Here is a 17,248-nt window from a genome sequence, read left to right on the forward strand (position 1 = left end):
CTTGTCACGTTCGTCACGTGAAGTCGCCGGGCCGAGCGCCTGAATCCGGTCACGGCAAGACCTTGACCGGTCAACGGCAAGACGCTGTCCCGTCAACGACAAGTCCCTGACCGTTCACCTGAAGATCTTCAGCTCCCCCTCCTCCGCCCCGGCGAGCTCGTACGAGGTTCCCGCCGCCACCGGCCGCCCCGCGTACAGCCGTACGAGCGTGGCGGCCTCGCCGATGTAGCGCGCGGGTGGGCGCGGCGCGGTCACGGCGCCCAGGCGCAGCGGCTCGTCCACGTCGTCGAGGTCGGCGTGCAGCGGGAGGTGCTCCCGCTCCCGGGTGACGCGCACGAGCAGGGTGAGCGCGTCCGGCAGCCCGGCCCCGGCGTACGCCCCCGGCGCCCCGAGGACCTCGCGCACGTCACCGGCGTGCACCCACTCCCCCAGCGCGATCATGTCCAGCGCCCCGCCGGCCTTGGCGATCACCGGCCCGGCCTCGGTCATCCCGCGCTCCAGCTCGTCGACGACCTGCGCGTTCGTCCACCCGGCCCGCTCGGCGATGTCCCGGTCGTTGGCCTCCGGGGAGAAGACACCCTGCTCGAAGCGGCTCTCCACCACCCGCATCAGCGCAGCCGCACAGTGCGCGAGCACCTCCCGCACCGTCCACGCCGGACAGCCGATCGTCGGCAGCGCGAAGTCCGCGTCGGACCGGGCCCGCAGCAGCGGCACGAGGTCGTCGCGCTCGACGCTCAGCAGCCGACCGGGGAGTTCGGGGTCCCGTACCTGGTATGGATCAGTCATGGCACCCACGCTAGGGCGACCGCCGCTCCGAGGTCACCGGGACAACGGGGACAATGGCGCCATGGCCGACTTCGATGCCCTCCGTCTGCGCTGGTCCCGTGCCCTGGACGGCGCCCGTGCCGCGGGCCCCGACCCGCTCCCCTACGCCGACGACCTGCTGGCCCGCTGGCAGGAGCCGCAGCGCCGCTACCACACGCTCACGCACCTCACGGCGGTCCTGGACCGCATCGACGTACTGGCGGAGTACGCCGAGGACCCGGACCTCGTACGCCTGGCCGCGTGGTTCCACGACGCGGTCTACCTGCCCGACCGCTCGGAGAACGAGGAGCGGTCGGCGCGGCTCGCGGAGCGCGCGCTGGCCGAGGCCGGGGTGTCGCCGGACGGGACGGCCGAGGTGGCCCGCCTGGTCCGCCTGACCGTCACCCACGCCCCCGAGCCCGCCGACGCGAACGGCGCGGTCCTCTCCGACGCGGACCTCGCGATCCTGGCGGCGCCTCCGTCGGCGTACGCGGCCTACACGGCGGAGGTCCGCGAGGAGTACCACTTCGTGCCGAACGAGGCGTTCAGGGAAGGCCGTTCGGCGATCCTGCGGCAACTGCTCGATCTTCCGGGGCTGTTCCGCACCCCCTACGGCCTGCGGGAATGGGAGGCGACGGCTCGGTACAACCTGGCCGCCGAGCTGGAAATGCTGTCGACCACGACGGACCCGGCCACCTAATCTGCGAACCATGCGTGAATGGGGTGTGGAACGGGTGGAAGAAGCCGTCGCGGGCTGTGTGGCGACGCTGCGGATGGCGCTGGACCGGGACTGGGAGTCGGTGCCGGCCGGTGGTCTCGAGTGGGACTGCCGACGCACGGCGTTCCACATCGCCGAGGATCTGATCGCGTACGCCGGGCAGTTGGCGGGACGCGCGCGGGACGCCTACGTGCCCTTCGAGGTGGTGCCCGAGGACGACATCGACAACGCGGGTGTCGTGCAGGTGATCGAGACGACGGGCGCCCTGTTCGCCGCCACGCTCCGCACCACCCCGCGCGAGGTCCGCGCCTTCCACCCGTACCCCTTCCGCAGCGCGAACCGTGAGGGCTTCGCCGCGATGGGGATGGCGGAGGTCCTGGTGCACACGTACGACATCGCCGAGGGCCTCGGTCTGCCCTACCAACCCCCGGCCGCGCTGGCCGAGTTCGTCGTCACGCGCATCTTCCCGCACGTCCAGCCCGACCCCGACCCGTGGCGCACGCTCCTGCACGCCACCGGCCGCATCGCCCTGCCCGGCCGTGCCCTGCGCACCGAATGGCGCTGGAACAACAACCTGGTCCTGCACTCCGACCGCCTCACCCTCGAAGGCGCCACCCCCGCGGCCGTCGCCGACCTGGCGGCGGGCGGTGACGGCGGCTTCAACTGGGTGGTGGGCGGCCCCTATTCGGGCACCCGGGAAGCGTCCGGGATGGTCCTCAAGGCCTACGAAGCGGGCGTGCACCGGCCCGAGTTCGGCCTCTTCGTCCTCGTCCGCGAGGACGGTCTCGCGGTCGGCGGCATGGGCTTCCACGGCGTCCCCGACGAGGACGGCCGCGCGGAGGTCGGCTACGACCTCGTCGAAGGCGCCCGCGGCCGCGGCTACGCGACCGAGGCCCTGCGCACCCTCTCCCAGTGGGCCCTGGCCCGGGACGACGTGAACGCCCTCCTCGCGACGATCGACCGGGACAACCTGGCGTCCCAGGCGGTGGTGTCGCGGGTGGGGTACACGCGGGTGAGCGCGGACGAGGAGGGGCTGGCGTTCGAACTGCGCTGACCCGGTTCAGCCCGGTCGACCCGGAGCCGCCCGTCCCTTCGGCCGCCGCAGCCCCGCCGCCGTCAGCAGCCGCACCACTTCCCGGCTGCTGACCTCCAGCGCCCCCGCCCCCACCGCATCCCCGTACCGATGCGACGGCAAGTCATAGTGATCCCGCTCGAAGGCACGCCGAGGCACGCCCAACGCGTCCGCGAACACGTGCAGTTCGTCGTACGAGACGTCGCTGACCAGGTGGGACCACATGCGGCCGTGGCCCGGCCAGGTCGGCGGGTCGATATAGATCGTCACGGGCGCCTCACCCGGACCGTCACGGGTGCTCTCATGAGGTCGGCGTCCCGCCCGTCGCCGGCCCCAGCGTGCCGACCGCCGCGACCTTCACGCCCGCCTGGTGGCAGACCCAGTGCGGGTCGGGGCCCAGTTCCGGCTCGACCTCCAGCGCGTGGGGGTCGCCCGCGCCGCACACCGGGCACAGGGGCCAGCGGCCGTACCGTTCCAGGAGGGCGTCCTGGACGTCCTGGGCGATCAGTCCGGCGACGTACTCCACGCCCTCCGGCCACTGCTCGACCCACCAGCGCCGCTGCACGACGGAGTCCTCGACCAGGGACACCACGTCCGCCTCGGCGACCGCGCCCGCGGCCAGATCGGCGAGCACGAGGGCGCGTGCCGCGTGCAACGCCTGCTCCAAGGGGTCGATCTCCGGAGGGTCGATGGGGTTCATGCCCCTATTGTGCGCACTCTTGACCGCGACACCGAGCCGAAAATATCTTTCATACGTGACCCAGAAAGTGAAGGAAATTTTCGCCGACCGCGCCGGCCCCGCCCCCGCCGCTCTCGCCGCCAAGGTCCGCACCCTCGCGCCCTCGATGACCCGCTCCATGCAGCGCGTCGCCGAGGCCGTCGCGAACGACCCCGCCGGCTGCGCGGCCCTGACGGTCACCGGCCTCGCCGAACTCACCGGCACCAGCGAGGCGACGGTCGTCCGCACCGCCCGCATCCTCGGCTACCCCGGCTACCGCGACCTGCGCCTCGCCCTCGCCGGCCTCGCCGCCCAGCAGCAGTCCGGGCGCGCGCCCGCCATCACGACCGACATCGCGGTGGACGACCCCATCGCCGACGTCGTCGCGAAACTCGCCTACGACGAGCAGCAGACCCTCGCGGACACCGCTGCGGGGCTCGACACGGTGCAGTTGGGGGCGGCGGTCACCGCGGCCGCCGCGGCTCGGCGGATCGACGTCTACGGGATCGGTGCGAGCGGGCTCGTCGCCCAGGACCTCACGCAGAAGTTGCTGCGCATAGGGCTCATAGCCCACGCGCACAGTGATCCGCATCTCGCCGTCACGAACGCCGTGCAGCTGCGGGCCGGGGATGTGGCCATCGCCATCACGCACTCCGGGTCCACCGGGGACGTCATCGAGCCGTTGCGGGTCGCCTTCGAGCGGGGCGCGACGACGGTGGCGATCACCGGGCGGCCCAACGGGGCGGTCGCTCAGTACGCGGATCATGTGCTCACGACGTCCACCGCTCGGGAGAGTGAGTTGCGGCCCGCGGCGATGTCCTCCCGGACGAGTCAGCTGCTTGTCGTGGACTGCCTGTTCGTGGGGGTGGCACAGCGGACCTACGAGGCGGCGGCACCGGCGTTGGCCGCGTCGTACGAAGCGCTGGCTCATCGGCACCGTCGCTAGACCGCACCTTCTCCGTCACCGCACGATTGAAAGAGCCGCACCTCATGACCTCCACCTCCAACAACCACCGTGATCTGCAAGCCCAGTTGGAGTCCCTGACCACCGAGGCCTTTCGGCCTGAGCTCGCCGAGATCGATCAGCTCCCCACCCTCGACATCGCCCGGCTCATGAACGGCGAGGACACGACCGTTCCCACCGCCGTCGCTCGGCGGCTTCCCGAGATCGCCGCCGCCATCGACGCCATCGCCGAACGCATGGCCCGCGGCGGGCGGCTCGTCTACGCCGGTGCCGGTACCGCCGGACGGCTCGGCGTGCTGGACGCCTCCGAGTGTCCGCCCACCTTCAACACCGACCCGGACGAGGTCGTCGGGCTCATCGCCGGTGGGCCGGAGGCCATGGTGACGTCGGTGGAAGGAGCCGAGGACTCCGCCGAGTTCGCCCGTGCCGATCTGGACGCCCTCTCCCTCACCCCCGCCGACACCGTCGTCGGGATCTCCGCCTCCGGCCGGACCCCGTACGCCATCGCCGCCGTCGAACACGCCCGTGGGCTCGGCGCGTTGACCGTCGGACTGTCCTGCAACGCGGGCAGTGCGCTCGGTGCCGCCGCCGAACACGGGATCGAGGTGGTCGTGGGGCCCGAGCTGGTCACCGGGTCGACCCGGCTCAAGGCCGGCACCGCGCAGAAGCTCGTACTCAACATGCTTTCCACGATCACGATGATCCGGCTGGGCAAGACGTACGGGAACCTGATGGTCGACGTACGCGCCTCGAACGAGAAGCTGCGGGCCCGTTCGCGGCGGATCGTCGCGCTGGCCACCGGTGCCGGGGACGAGGAGATCGAGCGGGCGCTCGCGGCGACCGACGGTGAGGTGAAGAACGCGATCCTGACGCTCCTCGCCGGCGTCGACGGGCCGACGGCCGCCCGCCTTCTGGAGGAGTCCGGCGGACATCTGCGTGCCGCGCTGGCGGCGGCACCCCGCTGACCAGCACTCTCGGGGGATGTCTACCCCCCGGGATCTCGCCGCCGCGCTCCTCCCCCTCGTCGGAGGAGCGGCCAACGTCACCTCCGTCGCCCACTGCATGACCCGGCTGCGGCTGGGGCTGGACGACCGGTCGCTCGTGGACGAGGAGGCGGTGCGGGGGGTGCCGGGGGTGCTCGGCGTCGTGGACGACGACACGTATCAGATCGTGCTGGGGCCCGGAGTGGTGGCCCGAGTGACGCCCGAGTTCGAGAAGTTGGTGGGCAGCGCCGGTGAACTGGCCGCGCGGGGAGCCGAGTTGAAGGAGGAGCGGCGCAGACGCAACGCGACCCCCGGCAAACTCCTGCTGCGCCGCGTCGCGAACATCTTCGTCCCCCTCATCCCCGCCCTCATCGGCTGCGGCATCCTCGCCGGCCTCAACGGGCTGCTCCTCAACCTGGGTTGGCTGCCCGGCCTGACCCCCGCCCTGACCTCCGTCGCCTCCGCCTTCATGGCGCTGATCGCCGTGTTCGTCGGCTACAACACCGCCAAGGAATTCGGCGGTACGCCCGTGCTCGGCGGGGCCGTCGCCGCGATCGTCATCTATCCGGGCGTGGCCAAGGTGACCGCCTTCGGGGTCGCCCTCTCCCCCGGGCAGGGCGGTGTCCTCGGCGCGCTCGCCGCCGCGCTCCTCGCGACGTACATCGAGAAGTGGTGCCGGAGCTGGGTGCCGGCCACCCTCGACGTGCTGGTCACCCCGACCCTCACCGTCCTGCTCGCCGGGCTCGCCACGCTCTACGGGCTGATGTACGCGGCCGGCGCGGTCTCGTCCGCCATCGGTACGGGCGCGAACTGGCTGCTGGAGACGGCGGGACCGTTCGCCGGGCTGGTCCTCGGCGGCCTGTTCCTGCCGCTGGTGATGCTGGGGCTGCACCAGGCGCTGATCCCCATCCACACCACGCTCATCGAGCAGCAGGGGTACACCGTGCTGCTCCCGTTGCTGGCGATGGCGGGTGCGGGACAGGTGGGTGCGGCGGTCGCCGTGTACGTCCGGATGCGGCACGACGTCTCACTGCGTACGACCATCAAGTCCGCGCTCCCGGCGGGGCTGTTGGGGATCGGGGAGCCGCTCATCTACGGCGTCTCGCTGCCCCTCGGGCGGCCGTTCCTCACCGCCTGCGCGGGCGGCGCGGCCGGGGGTGCCTTCGTCGGGTTCTTCGCGCTGCTCGGCGACCGGGTGGGGGCGACGGCCATCGGACCGTCGGGCTGGGCCCTGTTCCCGCTGCTCGCGGGGAACGGGAGCCCGGCCCTGACGGTGTCCGTCTACGGCGGCGGGCTGCTGACCGGCTACCTGGTCGGCTTTCTCGCCACGTACGCGCTGTTCAGGCCCGCGGTCACGACGACCGGCGTCCCGACGACCGGTGCCCCGACACCCGCGCGATCCACGTGACGAAATCACCGGGGTCGTTGTCGGCGCCGTGGCCCGCGTCCCAGTAGTACTTCAGGTCGACGTCGTCGCCCAGCTCACCCAGGCGGGCGGCGAGGTTGGACGCGACGGTGAGGGAGGTGTCGCTGTCCTTGGTGCCGAGGCGGATCCACCAGTGCCGGGAGCGGTGCGGGTTGACCTTGTCGACCAGGTGGTACATCGGGTTCATCGCGTGCAGCTTCTCGGGGATGTCGGCGTCGAGGCGGGTGGCGGTGGAGCCGGAGGTGTCGTGCTCCTGGCCGTAGCGCGTGAAGTGACGGGCGATCGTGGTGCCGTCGCCGAACTCGTTGCACTCCGGCGTCGACAGGTCGAACGCGTCGAAGGACGGCGCGCTCTTCTTGCGGGCGCCGACGTGCGTGAGGAAGTCCGCCCAGGTGAAGCCGGCTTTCGAGCCGTCCCAGGTGATGAAGGGGTTGGCCGTCAGGTACGTCGTGCGGTCGGCGTCCGAGAGGACGGCGAGGTAGCGGCCGGCCGAGGGCTCCAGGTGGGTCCTGACCAGGTAGTCGTCGAGGTTGCGGACGGTCAGGCGGCCGAAGCCGGGGGCCGTGAGGTGGAGGGCCGCCAAGTAGCCTGTGAACTCGGCTTTCAGGTCCGCGGAGACGGTCTGGTCGACCGATGTGCCGTCCGCGAGCGGGTTGTCGCCCCAGCACCACTCGTAGGACATGTCCGCGTGTTCGAGGTCGGTGATCGGGCACCAGTCGCCGCTCGCGAAGATCGCGTCGCTCGTGTCCGCCGCGCCCAGCTCACGCAGGTACGGCTCGTAGAGCGGGCTGTCGCCCGACGCGCCCAGCAGCGCGGACAGCGCGCCGCCCGCGCTCGTGCCGGACGACACGATCCGCTCGACGTTCCCGGGAATCAGGCCCCGGTTGAGGCGCAGGTAGCGCACGGCCGCCTTGAGGTCGACGATCGCGGCGGGCGCGACGCCGTAGTACACACCGGAGGAGTCGACGAGCGTACGGCCGCGGGCGCCCGGCTCGACGACCACGTACCCGGCGAGGAGCGAGAGCTGGGTGCGGTTCGGGCCGCTGTCGCCGCCGCCGGGACCACCGGGACCGCCCGGTCCGCCCGCGCCGCCTCCGCCGCCGATGCCGGTCGCGTTCGCCACCGAGGACGGCATGTAGCCGCCGACGGAGTTGGCGAACAGGATCGGCGCGCCGGTCGCGTCGACGGCCGTCCCGTCCACCGACACGGGGACGCTGACGTTGAGGCCCTGGTAGGTGACGTCGACCGGGTTCGCCACGTAACTGGCGACCTTGTAGAAGTGGTACGTCACCGAGTGCGCGGTGCCTTCGGTGTCGGTGATGCTGGTGGTGAGCTCGGTGTAGGCACTCGGGTCGAAGACCAGCGAGGCGTCCGTCCCGGACCCACTCGACTCGCCTGACACGCTCAACTCGTCGGACGCGCTCGACCTGGTGGACGCGCCGGCGCCGGTGGCGAACCCCACGGACGGTGCCGCGGCGGCCGCGGTGAGCCCCATGACCACAGTTCTGCGCTTCACTCGCTTCACTTCCGTCTCTTCTCTGAGCGGCTCGGGCGGCACGAGTGCAACAGTGGTTGCTTAAGACCTCCTGTGAATCCGATGAATTGGCGCCAGAATCGTCAACAATCGCCGGTCCGGGACCGCAGGTTGGCCTGAACCGTGCGCATTTGAAAGGCTCACACCGTGAACCACGCCCAGCTCACCGCCCTCGGTCGCGCCCTCCGGCTCCTCGGTGAGCACGGCGAGACGCTCTCCACCGACACCCCGGACGCCAAGCTGCACGAGGCCAGGGCCGATCTGCGCCGCGCCCTGGACCTGCTGGACGAGAGCGTCACCGGCGCCGCGCCCGCCACCCGCTGCCCCGAGCACCCGAACGGCCCGGTCGACGAGAACGCCCACGACCTGTGCCTGCTCTGCGAGACCCGCCGCCGCTCCGCCCGCCGGGCCGAGTTCAACGGACCCGCCATGCCGGCCAGGAGCGCCGACACCGCCGCCTCGTCCCGCTACGGCGTCCGCGCCGACCGCCCGCAGCCCCAGGAGCGCTGGCTGCCGGAGCTGTGGAACGGGCAGGAGTGGCAGCTGTGCGGTACGCCACGGCGGGACCGGCACGAGGCGGAGCTGTATCTCACCGCCCAGCGCCGCGCGCCCCGGGCCGCCATGGCGTACCGGCTCGTGCACGAGTTCACCGACTACGAGGTGCTGCGGGTGTGGGGCACGCCGGTGAAGGTCGACATCGAGCCGCTGGGCAACTTGTAGGCGCCGGCCGCTACTTGGGCAGCGCCAGCGATCGGAACTCGTACCCCTCCCAGAGGCGGCGCGAGCTCTCCCCCGGGTACGGCACGACCTGCGGGTCCACGTCCAGGACCTGGACCAGACGCCGTTCTCCGTCGTACGCCGGCCAGCCCGGGTCGCCGCCGCGCGCGAACGCCGTCCACGAGGAACGGAAGCGGGTGGACAGGGCCCGTGCCTCGGCCGGCGCCTCCGCGCCTCCGAACAGCAGGATGCCGAGGTCCGCCGCGTAGGTGCCGAAGAGGAGCGGGATGTCCAGGCCGTGGCACGCGCCGAAGATGCCGTCGGCGCCGGGGGCCGGCCAGGTCAGTTCGTAGACGTGCGCCCGGCCGCCGCCCCTGAGCTGCGCCTCGGCCAGGTGCAGGGTCGGCATGGCGAACAGCCAGTCCGTCCAGACCTGTTCGAAGAGTTCGACGGGTGTGGCGTCCGGGAAGGCGGCGCGGTAGGAGCGCTCGCCGTCCGGCCCGGGCGCGTAGGCCCGCAGGGCCCAGGCCGCCTGTTCGTCGCCGACCTCGGCCGCGGTTCCGGACAGTTGGGCCAGGACCGCGAACAGGCGGTACTCGTCGCGGTTGTGGCCGGTGAGGAGGTCCACGTCCCGGGCCGCGCCCGCCGCCAGCGCCTCCCAGGGCGTGACGGGGAGGACCTCGCCGTCGACGACCGGCGAGAACGGGGTCGCCGTCGCGGCCACCTGACCCCAACGGTCCCCGTACGCCCGCATCTTCTGGCCCAACGCCTCGCCGACCGCGGTGAGTCGGTGCGGGGCGAGGGTGGAGAGGTCGGCTGCCGTCGGGCGCAGGCCCGCCTCCTCGGCGATGGCCGCGGTGATGTCCCGGGCCAGGTCGTCGGAGAAGAACGTGCCGGGCACGCTCTGCGCGATCGCCCGCGAGAACAGGCCCCGCGCGCTCGGCATCGCCAGCAGCGAGGCCACCGACCCGGCCCCGGCCGACTCCCCGAAGACGGTGACCTGTTCGGGGTCGCCGCCGAACGCCGTGATGTTCTCCCGTACCCACTCCAGGGCCGCCACCTGGTCGAGCAGGCCGCGGTTGGCGGGGGCTCCGTCGATGCGGGCGAAACCCTCCATGCCCACGCGGTAGTTGAAGGTGACGACGACCAAGTCGCCCTCGCGCGCGATGTGCTGGGCGTCGTAGCCGGGGCTGCCGGCGTGGCCCAGCTTGTAGGCGCCGCCGTAGATCCAGACCATGACCGGGCGGCGGGCGGCCGGATCCGGGTCCGGGGTCCAGACGTTGACCGTCAGCCAGTCGTCGCCCGTCGGCTCGGTCGCCGGGCCCTTGAAGCCCTGGATCCCCGACTCCTGCGGGGGCGGCGGCCCGAAGGCGTACGCCTCCCGGGTGCCGTCCCAGCTCCGGACGGGCCGCGGCGCCCCGAACCGGGCCTCCCCCACCGGAGGTTCGGCGAACGGGATGCCGCGGAAGACGGCCAGCCCGTCCTCCCGCCGGCCGCGCACCGCCCCGGCGGCGGTCCGCACGACGGTCCCCGCGGGCTCGCTGGTCGTCATCGACTGCTCCTCACTCATGGGTTGCGGGACTCGTCGGCCCCGACGTACCGCTCGATCAGCTCCCGCGTCCGCGCCTCGTCGAGCTCGTACACCGTCTCGTGGGCACGCGGGTCGCGGGCGTGGAGGGTGTGGAACATCGGTCCCGTCGCGCCGCCCAGCTCCACCAGCGAGGCGGACGCGCCGCGCACCGCGCGTTCCGTGCCGGGCGGCGTCGTCAGGTCGATGCGGTTGACCACGCCGGGGGTCACCCAGACCGGGACCCCCGCCAGCATCCCGAAGAGCTGGAGATGGAAGTGACCGGTGAGGACGACCCGGACGTCACTGCCCCGGACGACGTCCGCGAGGGCGTCCGGGTCGCGCAGCCCGAAGACACGCTGTGTCTCGACGTCGAGGGCGAGGGGCGGGTGGTGGAAGGCGAGGATCGTGCCGTGGGCGGCGTCGGCCGGAGTGGCCAACACCCCGCGCAGCCAGGCGAGTTGCTCGTCCCCCAGCCATCCGTGCACCTTGCCCGGCACCAACGAGTCCAAGGTCACGACCCGCCAGCCGGCCACCGTGCTCACCGCGGCCCGCTCGCCCCGCGCCGACCCGATGACCGCCTCGGCCCGCTCGGTGCCGTCCGCCGCCAGATGCCCGCTCCCCAGCACCTTGCCGAACGCCTCGCGCTCGTCGTGGTTGCCGGTCGTGAAGAACACCGGCGCGGCCCACCGCCGCGCGAACTCCGTGATCAGCTCACGGGCGGTCGTGTACGCCTCCACGGCTCCGTCATCGGCGATGTCACCGGTGACGAAGACCGCGTCGACGTCTCGCTGGTGACGCAGTTCGCCGAGCATGAGACGGAGGGATTCGGTCGCGTTGACACCGTGCCGGTTGGGGGCGTCGGTGCGGTCCAGATGCGTGTCGGACAGATGGATGATCCGCATACGACGCAACGCTAGCCCAGCGTCCTGCCGGGGTCATCGCCCCGGATTCGGCCTTCCACCGCTCAGCTCAGGGTCTTCAGCGCCGCCGCGTCGTACGGCTTCAGTTCGTCGAAGCGGCCCGCCAGGACCTTCGAGGCCCACTCCGGGTCCTGGAGCAGGGCGCGGCCGACGGCGACCATGTCGTACTCCTCGCGCTCCAGGGCGTCGAGGAGGTCGTCGATGCCCTTGAGCGGGGCGCCCTCGCCGCGGAAGCCCTTGAGGAAGTCGCCGTCGAGGCCGACCGAGCCGACGGTGATGACGGGCTTGCCGGTGAGCTTCTTGGTCCAGCCGGCCAGGTTGAGGTCGGAGCCGTCGAACTCGGGGAGCCAGTAGCGGCGGGTGGAGGCGTGGAAGGCGTCGACGCCGGCCGCCGCGAGGGGCGCCAGGATCGACTCCAGCTCCTCGGGGGTCTCGGCCAGGCGGGCCTTGTAGACGTCCTGCTTCCACTGCGAGTAGCGGAAGATGATCGGGAAGTCGGGGGACACGGCCTCGCGGACCGACCCCACGATCTCCGCCGCGAACTTGGTACGGGCGACCGGGTCACCGCCGTAGGAGTCGCTGCGGCGGTTGGTGCCGGCCCACAGGAACTGGTCGAGCAGGTAGCCGTGGGCGCCGTGCAGTTCGACCCCGTCGAAGCCGATCCGCTCGGCGGCGACCGCGGCCTCGACGAAGGCGTCGATGACGTCGTCCAGGTCGTCCTGGGTCATCGCCCTGCCGGTGGGCTCGGTGGCACCGATCCGCAGCCCGGAGGGGCCGACCGCGGGGGCGTCGGCGTACGGCGGCTGGCCCTGCTCGCGCACCATGCCGATGTGCCACAGCTGCGGCACGATCCGCCCGCCCGCCGCGTGCACCGCGTCGGCGACCTTCGCCCAGCCCGCCAGCTGCTCCTCGCCGTGGAACCGCGGGATGCGGTCGCTCTGCCCGGCCGACTCGTGTCCGACGTACGTGCCCTCGGTGACGACGAGACCGACGCCCGCTCCGGCGCGGCGCGCGTAGTACGAGGCCACGTTCTCGCCGGGGATGCCGCCCGGGGAGAACTGGCGGGTCATCGGCGCCATCACGATGCGGTTGGGGACCGTCAGGCCGCCCAGGGTGATCGGCCGGGAGAGGATCTCGGCCGCGCGGGAGGGGGAGCCGGCGGGAAAGGCGGTGGCGGTCACGTGGGGGAACTCCTTGGGGTACCGGATGGTATGTGCGCGTGCATTGAACGTCGGTCAATGTTCAACACCCGCGCCGGCGATCTCATTCCGCCCCACCGACACCTGGCCCTGTGATCCCGGACACGCCGAAGGGCGGCACCCCCTGTCGGAACAGGAAGTGCCGCCCTCCGTAAGGACGTTGATCAACCGGAACCGGTCGATCAGAAGTCCATGTCACCGCCCGGCATGCCGCCGCCGGCCGGCGCGGACGCCTTCTCCGGCTTGTCGGCGATGACGGCCTCGGTGGTGAGGAACAGCGCGGCGATGGACGCGGCGTTCTGCAGAGCGGAACGCGTGACCTTCGCCGGGTCGATGATGCCCTCGGCGATCATGTCGACGTACTCGCCGGTGGCCGCGTTCAGACCCCAACCCACGGTCAGGTTGCGGACCTTCTCGACCACGACGCCGCCCTCGAGACCACCGTTGACGGCGATCTGCTTGAGCGGGGCCTCCAGGGCGAGCTTCACGGCGTTGGCGCCGGTCGCCTCGTCACCCGTCAGCTCCAGCTTCTCGAACACCGCGGAGGCCTGCAGCAGGGCCACGCCACCACCGGCGACGATGCCCTCCTCGACGGCCGCCTTGGCGTTGCGCACGGCGTCCTCGATGCGGTGCTTGCGCTCCTTGAGCTCGACCTCGGTCGCGGCACCGGCCTTGATGACGGCGACGCCACCGGCGAGCTTCGCCAGGCGCTCCTGGAGCTTCTCGCGGTCGTAGTCCGAGTCGCTGTTCTCGATCTCGGCGCGGATCTGGTTGACCCGGCCGCCGACCTGGTCCGAGGACCCGGCGCCGTCGACGATGGTGGTCTCGTCCTTGGTGATGACGACCTTGCGGGCGCGGCCCAGGAGGTCCAGGGACGCGTTCTCCAGCTTGAGGCCGACCTCCTCGGAGATGACCTCGCCGCCCGTGAGGATGGCGATGTCGCCGAGCATGGCCTTGCGACGGTCACCGAAGCCCGGGGCCTTGACGGCGACGGACTTGAAGGTGCCGCGGATCTTGTTGACGACCAGGGTCGACAGGGCCTCGCCCTCGACGTCCTCGGCGATGATCAGCAGCGGCTTGCCCGACTGCATGACCTTCTCCAGGAGCGGGAGCAGGTCCTTGACGGAGCCGATCTTGGAGTTGGCGATCAGGATGTAGGGGTCGTCGAGCGACGCCTCCATCCGCTCCATGTCGGTGGCGAAGTACGCCGAGATGTAGCCCTTGTCGAAGCGCATACCCTCGGTGAGCTCCAGCTCCAGACCGAAGGTCTGGGACTCCTCGACGGTGATGACGCCTTCCTTGCCGACCTTGTCCATCGCCTCGGCGATGAGCTCGCCGATCTGGGTGTCGGCGGCGGAGATGGAGGCCGTGGAGGCGATCTGCTCCTTGGTCTCGACATCCTTGGCCTGCTCGAGCAGGGCACCGGAGACGGCCTCGACGGCCTTCTCGATACCGCGCTTGAGGGCCATCGGGTTGGCGCCGGCGGCTACGTTGCGCAGACCCTCCTTGACGAGGGCCTGGGCGAGCACGGTCGCAGTGGTCGTACCGTCACCGGCGACGTCGTCCGTCTTCTTGGCGACTTCCTTGACCAGCTCGGCGCCGATCTTCTCGTACGGGTCCTCGAGCTCGATCTCCTTGGCGATGGAGACACCATCGTTGGTGATCGTGGGGGCGCCCCACTTCTTCTCGAGGACGACGTTGCGGCCCTTGGGGCCGAGCGTCACCTTCACGGCGTCCGCGAGCTGGTTCATGCCGCGCTCGAGGCCGCGCCGCGCCTCCTCGTCGAACGCGATGATCTTGGCCATGTGAAGTGGTCCCTCCAGGACTGGGGGTGATTCCTTCGGACCGCGCCCGCGCCCGCGACGGACGGCTCGCATGCCCCGTGGTTCCTTGCCCCACCTGGCCTGCGGGCCTCACCGACCCGGTCCTTCTTGTCACTCTCACCTTCAGAGTGCTAACGCCAATGATTAGCACTCGCCCCCTGCGAGTGCAAGCGGCTCTCGGGGATCGGGCAGGCGGCCGGGGCACCGTCGAGGGCACGCACAGACACGGCGAGGGGCCCGCACCCTGCCGGATGCGGACCCCTCGCCATGTGAAATGTTCAGGCGGTGACGCGAACCATGTCGGCCTGCGGGCCCTTCTGACCCTGCGAGATCTCGAACTCGACCCGCTGGCCCTCTTCCAGGGTGCGGTAGCCGTCCATCTGAATGGCGCTGTAATGGACGAAGACGTCCGCACCACCGTCGACCGCGATGAAGCCGTACCCCTTCTCCGCGTTGAACCACTTGACGGTGCCCTGAGCCATGCCTAACTCCCCTATTACTGGCCCTTGCACAGATCCACACTTCGCGGATCCGGGTCAGACCTCACCCCCCACGGATTGGGGGCGTGCGCCGGAACGCGTCGACCGCGGCCGAATGTATCCGTCCAACTGCCGTCTGCAACAGGTCAATCCGACGAGAATTCCGGGCACGACCGGTCGGGAATCTGGCGAGAATTCATTAGAATTCAGGGCAAGTCGGGCCCCATAAAAGGCGCAAAACACACAAAAAACCTGCTTACTTTGGCTACTTCTTGTCGCCCGTGCAGCAGGTTTCCGGGGAGGCCGACCCGTGGATCGGCGGCGCGTTCCCCAACTGTACCTCGCTCAACCCCACTGAATTGCCCCCTCCGCTTCTCTCACGGAGGGGGCAATCGGATGAACTCTTCGTAATCGCTGTTACCGAAGGTAATTATCGGCCGCGATCAACCACGTTCAGCCACCGGCGACGGCGGGGATGATCGAGACGCCGGCCCCGTCCGGGGTGACCGTCTCGAGCCCCTGCTCGAACCGCACGTCGTCGTCGTTCACGTACACATTGACGAACCGCCGCAGCTTGCCCTGGTCGTCCAGCACGCGCGCGGCGATACCGGCGTGGTTCTTCTCCAGATCGGCGATGACCTCGCCGAGGGTCGCCCCTTCGGCCGCGACCTCGGCCGCGCCGCCGGTGTAGGGCCGCAGGATGGTCGGGATACGGACGGAAACGCTCATGATGCGAGGCCTGCCTCTCGGAAGGAGTCGAGGTTCGGGCGGATGGTGGCGGTCAGACCGGTGCCGGCCACCGCGTCCAGGGTCTTCAGGCCGTCGCCGGTGTTCAGCACGACCGTGGTCTTGGTCGGGTCCAGGAGACCGTTCTCGATCAGCTTTTTCGCGACGCCGACGGTCACGCCACCGGCGGTCTCCGCGAAGATGCCCTCGGTCCGCGCCAACAACTTGATCGCGTCGACCACCTGCTCGTCGTTCACGTCCTCCACCGCGCCGCCCGTCCGGCGCGCGATGTCGAGCACGTACGGACCGTCCGCCGGGTTGCCGATGGCCAGCGACTTGGCGATGGTGTTCGGCTTCTGGGGGCGGACCACGTCGTGACCGGCCTTGTAGGCGACGGACACCGGCGAGCACCCCTCGGCCTGGGCGCCGAAGATCTTGTACGGCTTGTCCTCGACGAGCCCGAGCTTGATCAGCTCCTGCAAGCCCTTGTCGATCTTCGTGAGCTGCGAGCCGGAGGCGATCGGCACGACCAGCTGATCGGGCAGCTGCCAGCCGAGCTGCTCGCAGATCTCGTACGCCAGGGTCTTGGAGCCCTCCGCGTAGTACGGCCGCAGGTTGACGTTGACGAAGCCCCAGCCCTCGCCGGCCGGGTCGCCGATCAGCTCGGAGCAGAAACGGTTCACGTCGTCGTAGTTGCCCTCGATGCCGACGAGCTCGCCGCCGTAGATCGCGGCCATGACGACCTTGCCCTGCTCCAGGTCGTGCGGGATGAACACGCACGAGCGGAAACCGGCGCGCGCGGCGGCGGCGCCGACCGCGCCCGCGAGGTTGCCGGTGGAGGAGCAGGAGAGGGTGGTGAAGTCGAACGCGCGCGCGGCCTCGATGGCCTGGGCGACGACCCGGTCCTTGAAGGAGTGCGTCGGGTTGCCGGAGTCGTCCTTCACGAAGAGCTTGCCGGCGTCGACACCCAGCTCGCGCGCGAGGTTGTCGGCCTGGACGAGCTTGGTCCAGCCGGGGTTGATGTTCGGCTTGGTCGCCACGTCCGCGGGGACCGGCAGCAGCGGCGCGTAACGCCAGATGTTCGCGGGACCCGCTTCGATCCGCTTGCGGAGCTCCTCGGTTTCGTAGGCCGAGAAGTCGTACGCGATCTCGAGCGGGCCGAAACACTCCTCGCACGCGAAGACCGGTCCGAGCGGTACCCGGTGGCCGCACTCACGGCAGGAGAGCGCCGCGGCCGGGCCGAGGTCTACGGTGGAGTCGGTGGTGCTTGCAACAGTCTGCACAGCCATGGAGGCGAGGCCCTTTCTCCTCATCTTCCTCGCGACGCATCTCGCCACGAGACGGATTTGGCACCTTCCCTAGCCGGGAGCCTCGCGTAATGATCAACATTGATCTACGAGACCGGCTGGAGGGTTGCCGGGGCTTCATCGGGCCGTATCCCTCTGCCCCTCTGGATGAGCGGTATGCAGTTGTATGAGCGGTTGTGGGCGCCTCCGACCCTCGACATGCGATGGTCATCAGCGTTGTTCAAGACTGTAACCGAAGGCCAGGACAGTTGAGCTAGCCGTCCGAACCGCGAGATGGATCACACAAGA

General features: G+C 70.8%; 17 protein-coding genes and 1 riboswitch. Of the genes, 6 read left to right on the plus strand and 11 right to left on the minus strand.

Features of this window, described 5'->3' with window-relative positions:
* Nucleotides 1-114: 114 nt before the first annotated feature.
* The gene (locus ACWD5F_RS16160; RefSeq protein ID WP_451254787.1) at nt 115-786 is read right to left on the minus strand and encodes a maleylpyruvate isomerase family mycothiol-dependent enzyme; all 672 of its coding nucleotides are present in this window, start codon (nt 784-786) and stop codon (nt 115-117) included.
* Between the two features lie 61 nt (nt 787-847).
* On the opposite strand from ACWD5F_RS16160, the gene ACWD5F_RS16165 reads away from it, so the two are divergent.
* Together ACWD5F_RS16165 and ACWD5F_RS16170 are read left to right on the plus strand one after the other, a co-directional pair.
* The gene (locus ACWD5F_RS16165) at nt 848-1,504 is read left to right on the plus strand and encodes an HD domain-containing protein (RefSeq protein ID WP_451254788.1); all 657 of its coding nucleotides are present in this window, start codon (nt 848-850) and stop codon (nt 1,502-1,504) included.
* 10 nt (nt 1,505-1,514) lie between these two features.
* Nucleotides 1,515-2,576: a GNAT family N-acetyltransferase gene (locus tag ACWD5F_RS16170; protein ID WP_451254790.1), complete on the plus strand. Its 1,062-nt coding sequence runs from the start codon at nt 1,515-1,517 to the stop codon at nt 2,574-2,576.
* Between the two features lie 6 nt (nt 2,577-2,582).
* Here ACWD5F_RS16170 and ACWD5F_RS16175 read toward each other — a convergent pair whose 3' ends face one another.
* Together ACWD5F_RS16175 and ACWD5F_RS16180 are read right to left on the minus strand one after the other, a co-directional pair.
* Nucleotides 2,583-2,864: a DUF4031 domain-containing protein gene (locus ACWD5F_RS16175; protein WP_451254792.1), complete on the minus strand. Its 282-nt coding sequence runs from the start codon at nt 2,862-2,864 to the stop codon at nt 2,583-2,585.
* A gap of 31 nt (nt 2,865-2,895) precedes the next feature.
* Entirely contained in the window at nt 2,896-3,294 is a 399-nt protein-coding gene (locus tag ACWD5F_RS16180) for a hypothetical protein (protein WP_451254794.1), read from the minus strand.
* 55 nt (nt 3,295-3,349) lie between these two features.
* On the opposite strand from ACWD5F_RS16180, the gene ACWD5F_RS16185 reads away from it, so the two are divergent.
* The 3 genes from ACWD5F_RS16185 to ACWD5F_RS16195 are packed head-to-tail and all read left to right on the plus strand — an operon-like array spanning nt 3,350 to nt 6,667.
* Nucleotides 3,350-4,258, plus strand: coding sequence for a MurR/RpiR family transcriptional regulator (locus ACWD5F_RS16185; RefSeq protein ID WP_451254796.1), 909 nt, complete (start codon nt 3,350-3,352; stop codon nt 4,256-4,258).
* Nucleotides 4,259-4,302: 44 nt separating this feature from the next.
* Nucleotides 4,303-5,241 carry an N-acetylmuramic acid 6-phosphate etherase gene (gene murQ, locus ACWD5F_RS16190; RefSeq protein WP_451254798.1) on the plus strand — a complete coding sequence of 313 codons (939 nt, stop codon included), beginning with the start codon at nt 4,303-4,305 and terminating at the stop codon, nt 5,239-5,241.
* Between the two features lie 16 nt (nt 5,242-5,257).
* A complete protein-coding gene (locus tag ACWD5F_RS16195; protein ID WP_451254800.1) occupies nt 5,258-6,667 on the plus strand; it encodes a PTS transporter subunit EIIC in 1,410 nt (469 codons plus the stop codon).
* On the opposite strand, the gene ACWD5F_RS16200 is transcribed toward ACWD5F_RS16195, so the two are convergent.
* Nucleotides 6,612-8,180 (minus strand): subtype B tannase, encoded by a 1,569-nt coding sequence (locus ACWD5F_RS16200; RefSeq protein ID WP_451255115.1) that lies wholly within the window; start codon nt 8,178-8,180, stop codon nt 6,612-6,614. The two genes, ACWD5F_RS16195 and ACWD5F_RS16200, sit on opposite strands and share 56 nt — an antisense overlap.
* A gap of 186 nt (nt 8,181-8,366) precedes the next feature.
* On the opposite strand from ACWD5F_RS16200, the gene ACWD5F_RS16205 reads away from it, so the two are divergent.
* Complete coding sequence (locus tag ACWD5F_RS16205; protein ID WP_401715900.1) at nt 8,367-8,939, plus strand: hypothetical protein; 573 nt, start codon at nt 8,367-8,369, stop codon at nt 8,937-8,939.
* A gap of 10 nt (nt 8,940-8,949) precedes the next feature.
* On the opposite strand, the gene ACWD5F_RS16210 is transcribed toward ACWD5F_RS16205, so the two are convergent.
* The 7 genes from ACWD5F_RS16210 to thrC all read right to left on the minus strand — a co-directional run bounded on the left by ACWD5F_RS16210 (nt 8,950) and on the right by thrC (nt 16,942).
* Nucleotides 8,950-10,488 (minus strand): carboxylesterase/lipase family protein, encoded by a 1,539-nt coding sequence (locus ACWD5F_RS16210; RefSeq protein WP_451254802.1) that lies wholly within the window; start codon nt 10,486-10,488, stop codon nt 8,950-8,952.
* Nucleotides 10,489-10,502: 14 nt separating this feature from the next.
* Nucleotides 10,503-11,408 (minus strand): metallophosphoesterase, encoded by a 906-nt coding sequence (locus ACWD5F_RS16215; RefSeq protein WP_451254804.1) that lies wholly within the window; start codon nt 11,406-11,408, stop codon nt 10,503-10,505.
* 62 nt (nt 11,409-11,470) lie between these two features.
* Nucleotides 11,471-12,607 (minus strand): NADH:flavin oxidoreductase, encoded by a 1,137-nt coding sequence (locus ACWD5F_RS16220; RefSeq protein ID WP_401715895.1) that lies wholly within the window; start codon nt 12,605-12,607, stop codon nt 11,471-11,473.
* A 200-nt stretch (nt 12,608-12,807) separates the two neighbouring features.
* A complete protein-coding gene (gene groL / locus ACWD5F_RS16225; protein ID WP_451254807.1) occupies nt 12,808-14,430 on the minus strand; it encodes a chaperonin GroEL in 1,623 nt (540 codons plus the stop codon).
* A gap of 296 nt (nt 14,431-14,726) precedes the next feature.
* Nucleotides 14,727-14,930 (minus strand): cold-shock protein, encoded by a 204-nt coding sequence (locus ACWD5F_RS16230; RefSeq protein ID WP_004986573.1) that lies wholly within the window; start codon nt 14,928-14,930, stop codon nt 14,727-14,729.
* 450 nt (nt 14,931-15,380) lie between these two features.
* Entirely contained in the window at nt 15,381-15,656 is a 276-nt protein-coding gene (locus tag ACWD5F_RS16235) for a MoaD/ThiS family protein (protein WP_401715889.1), read from the minus strand.
* Nucleotides 15,653-16,942 carry a threonine synthase gene (gene thrC, locus ACWD5F_RS16240; protein WP_124004082.1) on the minus strand — a complete coding sequence of 430 codons (1,290 nt, stop codon included), beginning with the start codon at nt 16,940-16,942 and terminating at the stop codon, nt 15,653-15,655. Before thrC ends, ACWD5F_RS16235 begins: the two co-directional genes overlap by 4 nt.
* A 17-nt stretch (nt 16,943-16,959) precedes the next feature.
* A riboswitch (SAM riboswitch) is annotated at nt 16,960-17,114 on the minus strand.
* Nucleotides 17,115-17,248: the final 134 nt, after the last annotated feature.

The sequence above is a fragment of the Streptomyces sp. NPDC002499 genome, assembly GCF_053595415.1.